Raw genomic sequence first — 16906 nt, 5'->3', positions numbered from 1 at the left:
GCGGGGTCGGTCACGGAACCCGGTGCAGCCACGTGTCGGTGGCGAACTTCGACTCCACCAGAGCCTCGGCATCCGCGTACTCGTCGGAGCTGATCGTGCCGTCCTCCGCCGAGGTGAGCGAGCGGAAGGTGTCCTTGAAGCGCTCGATGATCTCGGCCCGCGCGAGGCCGGTCTGGCTGCGCAGCGGATCCACCCGCTTCGCGGCCGACGTCGTCCCCTTGTCGCTGAGCTTCTCGCGGCCGATGCGCAGAACCTCGGTCATGGTCTGGCCGTCGATGTCGTACGACAGGGTGGCGTGGTGCAGCACTCCCCGTTGGCGAGGCGCTTCTGCGCGGCTCCGCCGATCTTGCCCGACGAGCTGGCGATGTCGTTGAGCGGCTGATAGATCGCATCGATCCCCAGCGAGCGCAGCGCCTGCAGCACCCAGTCGTCGAGGAACGCATAGGAGTCGGCGAAGGTCATGCCCTGAACGAGGGATGCCGGCACGTAGAGCGAATAGGTGATGATCTGCCCTGCGGCCATGAGCATCGCGCCACCGCCGGAGATGCGGCGCACGACGTCGAAGCCGTGCCGGGCGGCGCCCTCGGGGTCGACCTCGTTGCGGTACGACTGGAACGAGCCGATGACGACGGCCGACTGATCCCACTCCCAGATGCGCAGCGTCGGACGACGGCGCCCCTCGCCGACCCGAGAGGTGAGCACCTCGTCGAGCGCGAGGTTCATGCGCGGCGAGACCGCCTTCTCGTGCACGATCTCCCAGTCGAAGTCGTTCCAGCCGGGAGCCGTGACCAGGGCGCGGCGCACGGCCGTGCCGACCGCTTCGGGAGTGAACCCGAGCAGCTGTGCACCGTCGGGGAGCGCACCGCGCACCGCGGCGGCGATGGCCGTGGCGTCCGTCTCGACGGGCAGCCCGGTGACCGCCCGGTCGATGTCGTCGAGCGCCGTGTCGGGCTCGAGGAAGAAGTCGCCGGCGAGCCGGAAACGGGCGATCCTGCCGTCTTCGACCTCGAGGTCGACGACGACGAGCTTTCCTCCTGGAACCTTGTATTCACCGTGCACGGTTACAGCTTAAGGCGGGGCCGTCAGGTCGGCGCGGTACGCCGCGGATTCAGCGCCCGTGCACCACCGCGCGCTCTCCGGCGCGGATCGGCGCCGAGAAGCGGTTGCCCGGCGGCGGCTGAGGACACACGTACTGGTCCGAGAAAGCGCACGGCGGCAGGTAGGCGCGGTTGAAGTCGATGACCACCGAGCCGTCTGATGCCGGTTCCTCGACCGGCAGGAAGCGGAACCGATAGGTCTCGGTGCCGTTGGTCCCGTCGGCGAAGACGGCGCTCAGGCCGCCCTGCGGCGCACGCGTCGCGGCCAGCGCCACCGCGACACCGTCGAGCGTGAACCGCAGCCGTCCGGCGAGGTCGGTGTCGTGCGAGCGCCCGTCGATCGAGGTCACGGTGATCGTCTCGCCCGGCGTGGGCTCGAACACCGCCGGGATCCGCCATCCCTCCCGAGGCGGATACGCGTCGATCGCGCTGAACCGCTCGCGCTCGGGGCGTCGGGGTTGAACACCCGCAGCGCGACCTCGCCGCGCCGGTCGAACACACGCAGCTCGCGGCGTCCGAGCCGCAGCGTCTCACGGCCCCTCAGCGTGACGACCGACCCGGCCGTACCGAGATCGCTGCCGCGGATCCCTCCGTCTCCCGTGAGCGCCCAGAGACCCGGGACCCCCTCCACGGCGGCGGGTTCGGTGATGAGCCAGTTCGTCGACTCGAGCGCGGCCGGGCCGTACTCCGCGCCGGCATAGCGCTCCCGCGCGTCGTGCCATGCACGCCACTCGTCTTCGAATCCCACCCCGCACCTCCCTCTCGCCGTGAATCTATGCGGAGGAGAGGCCGATGTGCCGGGATGACGTCACGCGGATTCACCCGCTGTAACGTCCGTTCACGGGGCGTAACACGCCGACGCGCGAGCCGCCCGGATCATGGCACGGCTCGCCCGGATCGAGGCGACGGTCAGCGAGCGGGAATGCGGGTGTCGAGCCACGACAGGATGTCGGCCCTGACCTCGTCCTGCTGCAGCTCGTTGAAGATCTCGTGACGAGCGTCGGGATACACCAGCGTCGTGATGTCGGTGAGTCCCGATCGGGTGCGGTACTCGTCGGCGAGCTTGTGCACGCTGCGCGGACCGCCGACCGGATCGTCGCGACCGACGAGAAGCAGCAGGGGGATGTCGCGTCCGAGGTCCTTGCGCGGACGGCCGTAGAGCTTGGCCGCCTCGACGGGGCCGAACAGCTTCAGCAGCGGCTGGTTCGTGGTGAGCGGATCCTCGTCGAACGCTGTCCACACCGCCGGATCGCGGCTCAGCCATTCGAGGCCCGTGGCGTCGTCGGCGGTCCAGCGGGCGTTGAGCGGTGCAGCGTTGAGCGATCCGGGCGTACGCAGAGCCGAGCCCGAGAGGATCACCGCATCCCACGCCTCGGGGTGGTCGTTCACGAGCATCTGCGCGAGGAATGATCCCCACGAGTGCCCCAGCAGCACGAGGGGCAGGTCGGGGTGCTCGTCCTTGATGATGCCGGTGAGCTGCCAGATCGCCGCCTCCGCCGCACGCAGACCGCCCTTGCCGAGTCGACCGAGCTTCTCGGGTCCGCCGTGCTGACGGATGCCGGTGCGCCCGTGCCCCCGATGATCGTCGGCGTAGACGATGAATCCGGCCTCGGTGAGCGCGGCGATCAGCGCGCCGTACCGACCGGCGTGCTCGCCCACCCCGTGCAGCAGCTGCACGACTCCCCGCGCATCACCGACCGCCGGGTGCACGTCGTAGACGATGGCGATGCCGTCGGCATCCGTGAATTCGCGCGTATCGGTCACGCCCCCACCCTACTGAGAGTGCGCGACGTGCGTCAGGCCGACCGCGTCGGACGCGTCAGCTCGACAGCGCGGCGATGACGCCCTGGGCGATCTCGAGGTCGGTGACCTCGTATCCTCCGACGCCGTCGGCGGCGGAGCCCATGCGCACGCCGCCGTCTTCTCTCACCGTGCGCTTCGCGGAGAAGTGCAGGGCGTCGACACCGGCGGCGGCGAGGGCGGCGGCGCTGGCGGCATCCACTCCGCTGCCCGCCATGATCTCGATCTCGCCGGCGGCCTCGGCGACGAGCGCCCGGAGCGTGTCGATGCCGTCGATCGCGACCGAGGCGCCGCCCGAGGTCAGCACGCGGCGCAGGCCCAGCGAGCGAGCGGCGACGAGCGTGGCGACGGGGTCGGGGGTCACGTCGATCGCGCGATGCAGGGTGACGGATGCTCCCCGGCGGCGTCGCGCAGACGCCGCATGGCGGGGATGTCGAGCAGCCCCTCGTCGTCGAGGGCGCCGATCACGACACCGTCGGCTCCCGCCTCGATCGCACGTCGGACATCGTTCTCGGCGATCGCGATCTCGTCGGCGGAGTAGCGGAAGCCGCCCGCCCGAGGCCGGACGAGCACGTGCACCTCGACGCCGACGGCATGCGCGGCGTCGATCGACAGGTCGAGGGTCGCCGGCGACGGAGTGAGACCGCCGAGCGCGAGGGCCTGGGCCAGCTCGACGCGCGCGGCGCCGACGGCTCCGGCGATGCGCACTCCGGCGGGATCCTGGACGGCGATTTCGATCGCGGGGGTTCGGGTCACCCGTCCATTGTGACCCGTGCGGCGGGTGCATCCTGCCACCGACTTCCGATCCGGGCGTAAATTACTTAGACTGTCTAAGTAATGTCTGCGCCTGATGATTCCCTCCACCTCACCGCGACAGACCTGCGCATGGCGACGTTCCGGCTCGCACGGCGCCTGCGATGCGCTCGCGCCGTCGACGCGATGAGCGACGCGCAGCTCGCGGTGCTCGCGACGCTGCGCATGCACGGTCGCCGCACCATCAGCGCCCTGGCCGAGCGCGAGCGGGTCACCGCGCCGTCGATGACGAACATGATCAACGGACTCGAAGAGCAGGGATTCGTGCTCCGCACTCCGGATGCCGAAGATCGCCGCCGCGTGCAGGTCGACATCACCGAGGCAGGCACCGAGATCGTGGAGCAGACCATCCGACGAAGAGACGAGCTGCTCGCCGAGATGCTCGGCGAACTGGACTTCACGGAGGACGAATTGGCGACGCTGCGCGCAGCGAGCGCCCTGATGCGAAAGGTGGTCGACCGATGAGCGCGATGTTCCGTTCCTTCTCGAACATCAACTACCGCATCTGGTTCGCCGGTGCCCTCGTCTCGAACATCGGCGGGTGGATGCAGGCGACCGCCCAGGACTGGGTCGTGCTCACCGAGCTCACCGACAACGACGCCGCGGCCATGGGCGTCACGATGGCGCTGCAGTTCGGTCCGCCGCTCGTGCTCGTGAGCCTCACCGGATGGGTCGCCGATCGCTTCGAGCGCCGCCGCATCCTGCTCGCCACCCAGAGCGCCCTGCTGATGCTCGCGATCGCCGTCGGCGTGCTGCTGCTCAACGGCGTGATGACGCTGCCGATGATGTTCTGCTTCGCTGCGGCGTTCGGCGTCGTCAACGCCTTCGACGCCCCCGCGCGGCAGGCGTTCGTCTCCGACATGGTCTCCGCCGGCGACACGTCCAACGCGGTCGCCCTCAACTCGGCATCCTTCAACCTGGCCCGCATGATCGGCCCGGCCGTCGGCGGCCTGCTGATCGTCGTGATCGGCTCGGGCTGGGTGTTCATCGCGAACGCCGTGACGTTCCTGGCGATGCTCGTCGCACTGCTGATGCTGCGCACCGGCCAGCTCGCACCGCGCCTGAAGAACCGCCGCCCCGGCGGACTCGCCGAGGGCTTCCGCTATGTGTGGGGGCGCAGCGACCTGCGCGTCGTGTTCGTGACGGTGTTCCTGATCGGCGCCTTCGGCATGAACTTCCCCATCTTCGCCTCGACCATGGCGATCGAGTTCGGGGCGGGCGCCGACGGGTACGGAGTGCTGAGCTCGGTGCTCGCGATCGGCTCGCTCGCCGGTGCGCTCCTGGCTGCCCGGCGTGACCGAGCCAGGGTGCGTGTCGTGATCTTGGCTGCCGGGGGATTCGGCGTCACGGCGTTCGTCTCCGCATCCATGCCCACGTATCTGACGTACGCGATCACGCTGACGTTCACCGGGTTCATGATCGTGACGCTGCTGACGACCGCCAACGGCTACGTGCAGATGACCACCGCGCCTGCCCTGCGCGGCCGTGTGCTCGCGCTGTACATGGCCGTGATCATGGGCTCGACGCCGGTCGGCGCCCCGATCGCCGGGTGGGTGGCCGACACCTTCGGGCCGCGCACGGCGATCATGCTCGGCGGCACCGCCGGTTTCGTCGCGTGCGCGATCGGCGCCATCTGGGTCTTCACCTCCGGACGACTGCACCGCTCCGAGGGCAGCCGATTCCTCATGACGCTCGACGAGACGCGACCGCTGAACATCGTCGACGAGGCCGAGATCCTCGAGAAGAAGGCCGAACCGGTCGAGTTCAGCGACGAGGCAGCCGTCACCACGCCGATCCGCACCTCGAAGAAGGACTGACCGCGTTCTGACCGGGCATCGCGGGCGGAACGCGTGAGACCGGTTTGTCAATGCCCTCCACGCGCAGGCCGGGTGGACGTACCGTCACGTCATGGACCAGAACACAGGACGCACCCCGCACCCCGAGCAGCCCGCAGAAGGCTCCCCCGACGTGATCCCCGAGCACAACACCGCTCCTGACGGCCAGTCGACGGCAGACGCCGGGCGTCAGCCCGACGAGCTCGACGGAAACGCCCAGGGCTCCAATCAGGGCGGCGCGATCCAGGGCGACAGCTCGCACGGCGACTCGCCGCGCGGTGCCATCCAGGGCGACGCCGACGACGAGAACGCGCAGGGCGCTGCCCAGGGCGGCGCCATCCAGGGCGACAGCTCGCACGGCGAATCACCCCGCGGCGCCATCCAGGGCGACGCCAGCCCCGACCGCGACGCGGCCATCGGCGGCGACGAGAACACCGAAGACCAGCTGACGGCCGACAATGAGGTCGAGCAGGACACCCTGCGCACGCTGGACCCGAACGACACCCCGGCCTGAGCGCGCGGGAACGACGAAGGGGGCGGATGCCGCAGCATCCGCCCCCTTCGTATCATTCAGCAGGTGACTGTGCTCAGCCGTTGCCGAGCGTCGATCCGGCCTTCGACTTGGCGGTCTTGCTCGACGAGTCAGTCCCGAGGACTCGACCCGCCTTACTCAACTGCCCCTTCGAAGGCTTTGCGGATGACCGTGACGATGACTTCGCCATGATGCGATCCTTCCTGCTCGAGGTGGAGGCAAACCGCGCATGTCGCGAAGCGCTATACGAACGTCTAGAGGCAAGTGGTCCTACCAAGACAACTCAGCCCCGACAAGAAGATCGTCTGCGCCGACTACGGCTTTCAGACTTATCGCGGTAACGCGTATCACCGCGTGCTCATCTCGGGGACGAACTACGTCGCTCAGACGTCGAGCCTCAATGAGTCCCGGCTGGGATGCAACGCAAACTAGTTGTGCTGCTGGTTGGTCTGGGCCTCATCGCTGTCGCGTGCACATCGTGCGCCCCGGACCAACCACAGCTCACGCCATCGCCGACCCTGGGAGAAGACATGTCGTTTCAAGCCTTGCGAGACTTGCCCGACCATCCCCCTGCGCTCCTCGTTGAGGGTGAAACGATCGCCCCGTACATGGTGGACTGGCGAACCGGTCAGGAACAGCGAGTTACGCCGACAGAGCGCATCGATGGTGTGCCACGAATCAAAGCCGCTAACGCGGAACAGATCCAGGCGGACCTCATTAATACTGTGACCCCGTCAGGCCTCACAATCGGTGTCTACCCTGGCAGCCTCATCGATATCGATCCGACGGTTCCACCCGAGAGGATCTACGACTGCTTGGCGGCAGAACCCTGCCCCCTCACGATTGCAGCAGAAGCGGGAACAGTGCCCCTCCAGTCGCTGCTGCCTGACAAACAGGGGGCCGCGGTGTTCGTGGTGACCGCGACCTACTTCGCCGAGAGCTCCGGTACACCCTTCGCGAATACGCTGGCGTGGGTCTTCGAACTCACTCCATGACCCAGAGGGCCATCCGGTGGCTTGGAGACGCTTGTCACCAAGCCACCACCCCTGCACCGTGGGGATCCCCCGGCTTCTCCCGGTCGACCGTCTACCGAGCTATGACCGCGGCCGGCCGTGAACCCTGGCCACAGAGGCGTTCCCAGACCTTGTTCCAACATGGCTATGGTGTACATGTCTGGCCAGACGTCACCGGTCAGGATTGCGTTCAGAGCCTGATGGTTGAGGCCGCAATCCTTTGACACCGAGCGGACGCTTTTCCCCTTCGCGTCAATCGCATCACGAAGCGCAAGCGCAAGGAAGCCGCGACTCGCCCGGCGGACTCTGATGTCTTCCCCTTTGGCCAGGGAGACACCAGATTCGGCCGGGTGAGTCGCGGCTTCCTAGACATCACTGTCCCAGCGATGCGTCCTCGAGACCGATCTCAACAAGTAGCTCGATGTCTCGGATAGCTGCACGCTGTCCACGTTTAGCTTGCCTATCTCATCTTTTCCGAGGGCCTACAGCTACGCCGCATTTCTCGGAGCGCAGTCTTTGTCCAACTCTGGCCATCTCGGTCGGCGATTGGCCAAGTAGAAACGCCTAGAGGCCAACTAGTGGTGTCCCCCGTCACTTGGGTGGTGTGCGGCGCCGCAATGCGCGACGCCGCACAGTGACTCAGAAGTCCCAGTCGTCGTCTTCCGTCGCCTCGGCCTTGCCGATGACGTACGACGATCCCGAACCCGAGAAGAAGTCGTGGTTCTCGTCGGCGTTCGGCGAGAGCGCCGACAGGATCGCCGGGTTTACGTTCGTGACGGTCGAGGGGAACATCGCTTCGTAGCCGAGGTTCATCAGCGCCTTGTTGGCGTTGTAGTGCAGGAACTTCTTGACGTCCTCGGTCAGGCCGACGCCGTCGTAGAGGTCCTGCGTGTACTGCACCTCGTTGTCGTAGAGCTCGAAGAGCAGGTTGAAGGTGTAGTCCTTCAGCTCCTGGCGGCGCTCCTCGGTCTCCTTCTCGAGACCCTTCTGGAACTTGTAGCCGATGTAGTACCCGTGCACGGCCTCGTCACGGATGATGAGGCGAATCAGGTCGGCCGTGTTCGTGAGCTTCGCCTTCGACGACCAGTAGATCGGCAGGTAGAAGCCCGAGTAGAACAGGAACGACTCGAGCAGCGTCGAGGCGACCTTGCGCTTGAGCGGGTCGTCGCCCTGGTAGTAGTCCATGATGATCTGAGCCTTCTTCTGAAGGTTCGGGTTCTCGGTGGACCAGCGGAACGCCTCATCGATCTCCTTCGTCGACGCGAGCGTCGAGAAGATCGAGGAGTAGCTCTTCGCATGCACCGACTCCATGAACGCGATGTTCGTGTACACGGCCTCTTCGTGAGGCGTGATCGCGTCGGGGATCAGCGAGACGGCGCCGACGGTGCCCTGGATCGTGTCGAGCAGCGTCAGACCGGTGAACACGCGCATGGTGAGCAGCTGCTCATCGGGCGTGAGCGTGTTCCACGACTGGACGTCGTTCGACAGCGGCACCTTCTCAGGCAGCCAGAAGTTGTTCACCAGGCGGTTCCAGACCTCGAGGTCCTTGTCGTCCTGGATGCGGTTCCAGTTGATCGCCTGAACCTCATTGACAAGCTGAAGTTTCTGCCCTGTCATTCGTCTTTCCTCATTTCGTCCTGTGCATTCTGACGGTCATCGACGCAGCATGCGCACGTGTCCTTGAACACGCCTTTGTTTGAGTGATACCTGGTGTGCGCGCTTCGCCTGCTGGATGGCATCGGCTTGCCTGCGCGGGTCATCGACATCTTGAGTCGAGTCTCGACGCTCGCGGATTTTCCGAAGTTGGGATTCAACTCGCCTTTCCGCATCTCGGAGAGCCTCGCTTTTGCCTGCTCGGACATCCGATGTCCGAACTTCGGATGCTCGGGTCCGAACTTCGCGAAGTTCGGATTCCTCTCCCCAGCGTTCATGCCTTTGCGCTGAGCGGACCAACTGGCTCGCTGCTCCTCGGAACGTCGAGTCCCCCAGCTCGGATGATCCGGACCGGAGCCTATATCCGGTCGTTTCCTTCCTCGCGATCGCTGACCCGCGGCTTCACGCTGTGCCTCTGTCCAGGCGTGCCCTTGAGGTCCCAGGCCGCCGTCAGAAAGGTTCAGTAGCCGATGGCCCTCTGCTCGCAGCTTCGCAATCCAGCTCTGCTCGGCGAGACCCAAAGCCTCAAGTTGGCTGCCCATCACTACCTCAACGGGTTCGAAATACACCTCTTCTTGCTCTGAATCGCGCGCACGGATCCAGTCGTAAAAGGTGTTCTCTTCCCCGCCCGCGCAGATTTCAGGTGCTGCCTGCTGCGAACTCCCACGGACTTCGTTGTCATGCCGACATACCGATACTCAGGCGAATCGTAGCGGCGGACCGCGTAGACGAGACCGATGATCGGCCATCCGCCTACGCGATCCCTCAATTCCAGCATGATCATCTCTCGCCGATTACAGCATGCAGCTGACGCATTCCGCCATGTCGGTGCCCTCGAGCGCCATCTGACGCAGACGGATGTAGTAGATCGTCTTGATGCCCTTGCGCCATGCGTAGATCTGAGCCTTGTTGATGTCACGCGTCGTGGCGGTGTCCTTGAAGAACAGCGTCAGCGACAGGCCCTGGTCGACGTGCTGGGTGGCGGCGGCGTAGGTGTCGATGACCTTCTCGTAGCCGATCTCGTACGCGTCCTGGTAGTACTCCAGGTTGTCGTTCGTCATGAACGGCGCCGGGTAGTAGACGCGGCCGAGCTTGCCTTCCTTGCGGATCTCGATCTTCGACGCGATCGGGTGGATCGACGACGTCGAGTTGTTGATGTACGAGATCGAGCCGGTCGGGGGCACCGCCTGCAGGTTCTGGTTGTAGATGCCGTGCTCCTGGATCGACGCCTTCAGCGCCACCCAGTCCTCCTGCGTCGGGATGTGCTTGCCCGCGAAGAGCTCCTTGACCTTCTCGGTCTCGGGAACCCAGGCGCGCTCGATGTACTTGTCGAAGAACTCCCCCGACGCGTAGGTCGAGTCCTCGAAGCCGTCGAAGGCCTGCTTGCGCTCGATCGCGATGTTGTTCGAGGCGCGCAGCGCGTGGAACAGCACCGTGTAGAAGTAGATGTTCGTGAAGTCGATGCCCTCTTCGGAGCCGTAGTGCACGTGCTCGCGGGCGAGGTAGCCGTGCAGGTTCATCTGGCCGAGGCCGATCGCGTGCGAACGGTCGTTGCCGTCCTCGATCGAGCGGACCGAGCGGATGTGGCTCTGGTCGCTCACCGCGCTCAGCGCACGGATCGCGGTCTCGACCGTCTGGCCCAGGTCATCGGCATCCATCGACAGCGCGATGTTCATCGAGCCGAGGTTGCAGGAGATGTCCTTGCCGATCTGGTCGTACGACAGGTCGTCGTTGTACGTGGTCGGCGTGTTCACCTGCAGGATCTCGCTGCAGAGGTTGGACATGTTGATGCGGCCCTTGATCGGGTTGGCCTTGTTCACCGTGTCCTCGAACATGATGTACGGGTAGCCCGACTCGAACTGGATCTCGGCGATCGTCTGGAAGAACTCGCGCGCGTTGATCTTCGTCTTCTTGATGCGCGGGTCGTCGACCATCTCGCGGTACTTCTCGGTGACAGAGATGTCGCCGAAGGGGACGCCGTAGACCTTCTCGACGTCGTACGGCGAGAAGAGGTACATGTCCTCGCCGTTCTTCGCAAGCTCGAACGTGATGTCGGGCACGACGACGCCGAGCGACAGCGTCTTGATGCGGATCTTCTCGTCGGCGTTCTCACGCTTGGTGTCGAGGAAGCGCATGATGTCGGGGTGGTGTGCGTTGAGGTACACCGCGCCGGCACCCTGACGCGCACCGAGCTGGTTGGCGTAGCTGAAGCTGTCTTCGAGGAGCTTCATCACGGGGATGATGCCCGAGGACTGGTTCTCGATCTGCTTGATCGGCGCACCGGCCTCACGGATGTTCGAGAGCAGCAGCGCCACTCCGCCGCCGCGCTTGGAGAGCTGGAGGGCGGAGTTGATGCCGCGGGCGATCGACTCCATGTTGTCCTCGATGCGCAGCAGGAAGCAGCTGACGAGCTCGCCGCGCTGGGCCTTGCCCGAGTTGAGGAAGGTCGGGGTCGCGGGCTGGAAGCGACCGGAGATGATCTCCTCGACCAGTGCGACGGCGAGCTGCTCGTCGCCGCCGGCGAGGCCGAGGGCCGTCATCACGACGCGGTCCTCGAAGCGCTCGAGGTAGCGCTTGCCATCGAACGTCTTGAGCGTGTAGCTCGTGTAGTACTTGAAGGCGCCGAGGAACGTCTCGAAGCGGAACTTCTTGCCGTAGGCGAGGTCATTGAGCTTCTGGATGAACTCGAGCGAGTACTGCTCGATCACGGCCGGCTCGTAGTACTCCTTCTCGACGAGGTAGTCGAGGCGCTCCTTGAGCGAGTGGAAGAACACCGTGTTCTGGTTGACGTGCTGCAGGAAGTACTCGCGCGCCGCCCGCTTGTCGGCGTCGAACTGGATCTTGCCGTTCGCGTCGTACAGGTTCAGCATCGCGTTGAGGGCGTGATAGTCCAGGCCCTCGTAGGTCGGGTTCATCTTGAACGCCACCGTATCCGTCACTGAGTCGGCTCCTGCCTGCTCGTCAACTGCGGTACCCACCGTCGCTCCAATCCGTCGCTCACGCGATCTACATCGTCTTGTGTGCCGAAGATCTCGAGCCGATACAAGTGAGGCACGTTGCACTTGCGGCTGATGATGTCACCGGCGAGACAGAACGAGTCGCCGAAGTTGGTGTTGCCCGCCGAGATGACTCCGCGGATGTGACGCCGGTTGCGCTCGTCGTTGAGGAACCGGATGACCTGCTTGGGCACCGCGCCTCGTTCGACGCCGCGCCCCTCACCCCCGCCATAGGTGGGGGTGACCAGCACGAAGGGCTCGTCGACGACGAGTTCTTCCTGCTGTCGGAGAAGGGGAATGCGTCGGGCCGGGAGCCCGAGCTTCTCGACGAAGCGCGCGGTGTTACCCGAGGCGCTCGAGAAGTAGACCAGGAGCGGCGCGGCGGTCGCGACGGCGCTCATGGCGGATCACGCCAGACGCGAGGCGAGCTCGTCGATCTTGTCGGGGCGGAAGCCCGACCAGTGACCCTCGTCGGTGACGACGACGGGTGCCTGCATGTAGCCGAGCGCCTTGACCTGCTCGAGCGCCGTGGCGTCCTCCGACAGGTCGAGGATCTCGTACTCGATGCCCTTGGCGTCGAGCGCGCGGTAGGTGGCGTTGCACTGAACGCAGGACGGCTTCGTGTAGACCGTGATCGACATCTTTTCGCTTCCCCTCACATCTCTGGCCTGCATCTGAATCAGGCTGTTTTCCGGTAGACCCTCACCGGGATCTCAATACTACATATAGGTACGGACATTCAGGGTGACCACTAGGGGTAGTAGTTACATACGTGTAGTTTTCCACCGCTCTCCACTGTTACAACACAGGTTCTCCACCGTTTCTTCCACAGGCACAGCCCCCTTGACAGTGCCTCCGAACCGCGAGAAATCGCGGCTGGGAACGACCTGTGAGAGATCCATCCACAGGGGGGACGATACGGCCGACCTCGGACATCGGATTTTCTGTGGAAACTCGGTTTGGGCGTGTCGCGGCGTGTCGCGGAGGAGCCGCTTGGACCCGCGTCCGCGCCTCCCGGTAGCGTTGACCCGTGGCGGGATATCGGGACCTTCTTCGCACGCCCGGAGTGGCGCGCATGATCGCTGCACAGCTGACCGCTCGCTTCCCCAACGGGATGACCTCGCTCGCGATCCTGCTGCACGTCGAGCAGCAGACCGGGTCGTACGGCTCGGCTGGCCTCGTGCTCGCCGCGACGAGCGTCGGGCAGGCTGTCGCGGGCCCGATCACGAGTCGGTGGATGGGTGCCTGGGGCATGCGCCGCGTGCTCACCCTGACGCTCAGCGTCTGCGTGGTCGCCGTGCTGGGGCTCGCGCTCCTCCCCCTCAGCATCCCCGGCTACATGATCCTGGGCATGATCGCCGGTCTCTCGACCCCGCCGGTGCAGGCCGCCGTGCGCACCATCTATCCGAAGCTCGTGAACTCGAAGCAGCTCACTCCGCTGTTCTCCCTCGATGCCTCGCTGCAGGAGATCATCTGGGTCATCGCGCCCGTCGTGATCACCCTCGTCTCGACCCAGGTCGGCACCGCCGAGGGTCTCCTGCTCGTCGCCGTCGTGCTGGTGGGCGGCGGGGCGTGGTTCATCCTCTCGCCCGAGGTCGGTCGCGTGCGCATCCCCCGCAGCCGCAACGCCCTCGGCAAGGTCGTCCTCAAGCCGCCCGTGCTGCTCGCCACCGTCATCGGGTTCCTCCTCATCGGCGCCTGCTCCGCCGTCGAGGTCGGCGTCGTCGCCACGTTCGAGCACGGCAGCCTCGCCGCCGGCCTCGTGCTCGCCGTCTTCTCGGTCGGCAGCCTCGCCGGCGGACTCGCGTTCGGACACATCCCCATCGGCCCCTGGGCGATGGCCCGCCGTCTCGCGATCGTCACCGTCGGCCTGGCGCTCACCATGTTCTCCCTCAACGTGTTCTGGCTCGGCGGCACGCTGGTCCTCGCCGGCATCGGCATCGCGCCGGCCCTCGCCGTGCTGTTCGCCATCACGACCGCGAGCGTGAAGTTCAGCGAGACCGCCGAGGCGTTCGGCTGGGCGGGCACGGGACAGCTCATCGGCGCCGCGGCGGGCTCGGCGGTCGCCGGCTTCCTGGTCGACGCGACGGATCCGCGCGGCGCCTACCTCGCCGCGACACTGTTCGCCGCAGCCGGCCTCGTCGTCTCGATCGTCTTCGTCCGCTCCTTCCCCGACCTGCGCCATCGCGACGCGAGTCCCCACCCCGACACCGAACCCCTGGCGGTCACCCCTTCATGAGCTCTGCTCCCTCCCCGCATCCGCCGCCCCCGAGGTGGTCTGCATCGGCGAGTCCATGGGACTCGTCACCGCTCTCGGAGCCCCGCTCGCCGAGACCGAGACGGCTGCGCTCGGTCTGGCGGGAGCCGAGGGCAACGTCGCGGTCGGGCTCGTGTCGGCAGGGCACCGCGCCGCGTGGGCCTCACGCCTCGGTGACGACCCGATCGGCGTGCGCATCTCGACCGAGCTCGAGCGGCGCGGCGTCGACCTCTGGGTGACGACGGATGCGGATGCTCCCACCGGCGTCATGTTCAAGGACCCCGGCATGGAGTCGTCGTCGGTCTACTACTACCGGCGCGGTTCGGCCGCCTCGCTGATGGCACCGGGGTTCCTCGACGTCGCTCAGCTCGCCGGCGTCCGCATCGTGCACACCACGGGCATCACCCCGGCGCTCTCGCCGTCCTGCCGCGCGATGGTCGATCAGCTGCTCGTCGACGCTCGCGCCGCCGGCGCCCTCGTGTCCTTCGACGTCAACGATCGCCGCGCACTGTGGACGATGCAGGATGCCGCCGACACCCTCGCCCGCCTCGCGGACGCCGCCGACATCGCCTTCGTCGGACGCGACGAGGCCGAGCGCATCTGGGGCACCGCGACCGCCGCCGAGATCCGCACCCGTCTGCCGCACTGCGGGCTGCTCATCGTCAAGGACGGCGACGTCGGGGCGACCGCGTTCCTCGGCGACGACGAGCCGGTGTTCGTGCCGGCTCCCCGTGTCGAGGTCGTCGAGCCGGTCGGCGCCGGAGACGCGTTCGCGGCCGGGTTCCTCGCCGCGACCCTCGACGGCGCAGATCTGTCGGCACGGCTGTCCGCGGGCCACACCGCAGCGGCCCGCGTGCTGACGACGCACGGCGACCTGCCGCCCCTCGACTGAACTCCGCAGGCCTCACCGCCGCGAGCCGGTCGTAGGCTTGCTGCATGCCCGCACCGCTCACGCTGCCCCGCATCTCCTGGGGCGACCCGGCATCCGATCGTCGCGTTCTCCTCGTGCACGGGCTCGGCTCGTCCGCGGCTCTCATGTGGCGCGTCGGCACCGACCTCGCCGACGCCGGATGGCATGCGACCGCCGTCGACCTGCGTGGCCACGGCGACGCCCCGCGCGCCCTCGACTACTCGGTCGCCGCCTACGCGGCAGACCTCGCCACGACGACGCCCGACGGAGGGGCACCCTGGGATGCCGTCGTCGGCCACTCGCTCGGCGGGGCCTCCAGCACGGCGGCGGCGGCATCCGCTCCCGAGTGGACGCGCCGACTCGTGCTGCTCGATCCGGCGATCCTCGTCGGCGGCCGGGATGCCGCGATCGTCCGCAGGAGCCAGGAGCGCGCCTTCGCCGACAACAGGGTGGAGCTGGTGCAGCAGGAGCATCCGCACTGGCACCCGCAGGACTGGGAGCTGAAAGTCGACGCGGTGCACCGCGCGAGCGCCTGGGCGGTCGAGCAGACGAGTGCGCAGAACACTCCGTGGGACGTCACTGCGGATGCCGCCCGGCTGACCGTTCCCACCCATGTGATCGCCTCGGATCCCGCGGTCTACAGCATCTTCACCGGCGAGGTCGCGGCCGGCGTCCTCGCCTCCAACCCCCTCGTCACGATATCGGTCGTCGAGGGCGCCGGGCACTCGCTGCACCGCGACAAGCCCGAAGAGACCGTCCGACAGCTGAGAGAGGCACTCGCGTGAGCACCTTCGATCCGACCGCCTACCTTCCCGACGACCTTCTCGAGCGCATCCGCGAGCGGGCCCCGATCCACGACCGCGAGAACACGTTCCCCGAGCAGGACCTCGATGAGCTCCGCGATGCGGGATATCTGTCGATACTCGTGCCGGCCGAACGCGGGGGCGCGGGGCTCGGCCTCGCCGAGGCGGCGATCCTGCAGCAGCGTCTCGCGACCGCCGCTCCCGCCACGGCGCTCGCGATCAACATGCACCTGGTGTGGACCGGCGTCGCGAAGGTCTTCTCCGACCGCGGCGTGCCGGGTCTCGAGTTCGTGCAGGACGGCGCGGTCGCGGGCGAGGTCTTCGCCTTCGGAATCAGCGAGGGCGGCAACGACCTGGTGCTGTTCGGCAGCGACACCGAGGCCACGCCCACCGCCGACGGAGGCTACGCGTTCACCGGCACCAAGATCTTCACCTCGCTCGCGCCCGTATGGACGAGGCTCGGGCTGCACGGCCTCGACACGACGAGCGCCGACGCTCCGAAGCTGGTCTTCGCCTTCGTCGACCGCACCGACGCGGTCGTCACGGGCGACGACTGGGACACCCTCGGCATGCGGGGCACCCAGAGCCGCACGACGCGTCTCGACGGAGCCGTGGCGGATGCCGCGCACGTGGTGCGTCGCATCGATCCGGGCCCGAACCCCGACCCCATCGTCTTCGGGATCTTCTCCGTCTTCGAGATCCTGCTCGCCTCCGTCTACACGGGCATCGCACGCCGTGCCCTCGACCTCGCGGTGCTCACCGCGCAGATGCGCCGTTCGAAGAAGACGGGTGCGACGTACAGCCAGGATCCCGACATCCGCTGGCGCATCGCCGACATGGGCCTCGCGTACGACGCGCTCCCACCGCAGATCGCGGTGCTCGCCCGCGATGTCGATGAGAGGGTCGACAACGGCGCTCGGTGGTTCACCCTGCTGTCGGGCGTCAAGCACCGGGCGATCACGATGTCGAAGCACGTCGTCGATCAGGCGATGCTCGTCGCCGGCGGCGGCTCGTACTTCTCGTCGAACGAGCTGTCGCGTCTCTACCGGGACGTCCTCGCGGGCGCATTCCATCCCTCCGATCCCGAATCGGCGCACTCCACCGCGGCGAGCGCCTGGCTCGGACCCCTCGAGGCATAAGCGCGATATTCTGCGGTTTCACCCCTGAGGCTCTGCCGATTCTGCGGAATCAGTTGAA

Annotated in this window: 15 protein-coding genes and 2 pseudogenes; 8 read left to right on the top strand and 9 right to left on the bottom strand. The window is 66.8% G+C overall.

Going from position 1 to position 16906, the window contains the following annotated elements:
- Positions 1–10: 10 nt before the first annotated feature.
- From ACZZ93_RS13675 to ACZZ93_RS13655, 5 genes and pseudogenes are all read right to left on the bottom strand, one after another.
- Positions 11–1059 (bottom strand): annotated as a pseudogene (locus ACZZ93_RS13675) (lipoate--protein ligase family protein).
- Between the two features lie 49 nt (positions 1060–1108).
- Positions 1109–1480, bottom strand: a complete 372-nt coding sequence (locus ACZZ93_RS13670; protein ID WP_463511308.1) for a DUF1684 domain-containing protein — start codon at positions 1478–1480, stop codon at positions 1109–1111.
- Positions 1444–1845, bottom strand: coding sequence for a hypothetical protein (locus ACZZ93_RS13665; RefSeq protein WP_463511307.1), 402 nt, complete (start codon positions 1843–1845; stop codon positions 1444–1446). Before ACZZ93_RS13665 ends, ACZZ93_RS13670 begins: the two co-directional genes overlap by 37 nt.
- Before the next feature lie 161 nt (positions 1846–2006).
- Positions 2007–2861 (bottom strand): alpha/beta fold hydrolase, encoded by an 855-nt coding sequence (locus ACZZ93_RS13660; RefSeq protein ID WP_372984567.1) that lies wholly within the window; start codon positions 2859–2861, stop codon positions 2007–2009.
- Positions 2862–2916: 55 nt separating this feature from the next.
- A pseudogene (locus ACZZ93_RS13655) lies at positions 2917–3605 on the bottom strand (copper homeostasis protein CutC).
- 129 nt (positions 3606–3734) lie between these two features.
- Here ACZZ93_RS13655 and ACZZ93_RS13650 point away from each other — a divergent pair.
- The 4 genes from ACZZ93_RS13650 (at position 3735) to ACZZ93_RS13635 (ending at position 7072) form a co-directional block, all read left to right on the top strand.
- Positions 3735–4175, top strand: coding sequence for a MarR family transcriptional regulator (locus tag ACZZ93_RS13650; protein ID WP_053097780.1), 441 nt, complete (start codon positions 3735–3737; stop codon positions 4173–4175).
- Positions 4176–4180: 5 nt separating this feature from the next.
- The gene (locus ACZZ93_RS13645; RefSeq protein ID WP_463511750.1) at positions 4181–5527 is read left to right on the top strand and encodes an MFS transporter; all 1347 of its coding nucleotides are present in this window, start codon (positions 4181–4183) and stop codon (positions 5525–5527) included.
- A gap of 91 nt (positions 5528–5618) precedes the next feature.
- Positions 5619–6059: a hypothetical protein gene (locus ACZZ93_RS13640; protein WP_082297898.1), complete on the top strand. Its 441-nt coding sequence runs from the start codon at positions 5619–5621 to the stop codon at positions 6057–6059.
- Between the two features lie 548 nt (positions 6060–6607).
- Entirely contained in the window at positions 6608–7072 is a 465-nt protein-coding gene (locus ACZZ93_RS13635; RefSeq protein WP_463498894.1) for a hypothetical protein, read from the top strand.
- Positions 7073–7729: 657 nt separating this feature from the next.
- On the opposite strand, the gene nrdF is transcribed toward ACZZ93_RS13635, so the two are convergent.
- The 4 genes from nrdF to nrdH form a co-directional block, all read right to left on the bottom strand.
- Entirely contained in the window at positions 7730–8707 is a 978-nt protein-coding gene (gene nrdF / locus ACZZ93_RS13630) for a class 1b ribonucleoside-diphosphate reductase subunit beta (RefSeq protein ID WP_053097786.1), read from the bottom strand.
- Positions 8708–9537: 830 nt separating this feature from the next.
- Positions 9538–11658 carry a class 1b ribonucleoside-diphosphate reductase subunit alpha gene (gene nrdE / locus ACZZ93_RS13625; RefSeq protein ID WP_053099256.1) on the bottom strand — a complete coding sequence of 707 codons (2121 nt, stop codon included), beginning with the start codon at positions 11656–11658 and terminating at the stop codon, positions 9538–9540.
- A gap of 20 nt (positions 11659–11678) precedes the next feature.
- Positions 11679–12140, bottom strand: a complete 462-nt coding sequence (gene nrdI / locus ACZZ93_RS13620; protein ID WP_053097788.1) for a class Ib ribonucleoside-diphosphate reductase assembly flavoprotein NrdI — start codon at positions 12138–12140, stop codon at positions 11679–11681.
- Between the two features lie 6 nt (positions 12141–12146).
- The gene (gene nrdH / locus ACZZ93_RS13615; protein WP_042537838.1) at positions 12147–12380 is read right to left on the bottom strand and encodes a glutaredoxin-like protein NrdH; all 234 of its coding nucleotides are present in this window, start codon (positions 12378–12380) and stop codon (positions 12147–12149) included.
- Between the two features lie 434 nt (positions 12381–12814).
- Between nrdH and ACZZ93_RS13610 the strand changes: the two genes are divergently transcribed.
- Genes ACZZ93_RS13610 through ACZZ93_RS13595 form a run of 4 tightly spaced genes read left to right on the top strand, consistent with a single transcriptional unit; the run spans position 12815 to position 16848 of the window.
- Positions 12815–13978: an MFS transporter gene (locus tag ACZZ93_RS13610; protein ID WP_056279162.1), complete on the top strand. Its 1164-nt coding sequence runs from the start codon at positions 12815–12817 to the stop codon at positions 13976–13978.
- Between the two features lie 34 nt (positions 13979–14012).
- Complete coding sequence (locus tag ACZZ93_RS13605) at positions 14013–14888, top strand: sugar kinase (RefSeq protein ID WP_463511306.1); 876 nt, start codon at positions 14013–14015, stop codon at positions 14886–14888.
- A gap of 44 nt (positions 14889–14932) precedes the next feature.
- Positions 14933–15691, top strand: a complete 759-nt coding sequence (locus ACZZ93_RS13600; RefSeq protein ID WP_463511305.1) for an alpha/beta fold hydrolase — start codon at positions 14933–14935, stop codon at positions 15689–15691.
- Positions 15688–16848 (top strand): acyl-CoA dehydrogenase family protein, encoded by a 1161-nt coding sequence (locus tag ACZZ93_RS13595; RefSeq protein WP_072591930.1) that lies wholly within the window; start codon positions 15688–15690, stop codon positions 16846–16848. The genes ACZZ93_RS13600 and ACZZ93_RS13595 overlap by 4 nt, the downstream gene beginning before the upstream one ends.
- Positions 16849–16906 lie beyond the last annotated feature (58 nt).

The organism is Microbacterium sp. AC026 (assembly GCF_979258475.1).
The sequence above is the reverse complement of the archived record's forward strand: the minus strand, read 5'-3'. Positions and strand labels throughout refer to the sequence as shown.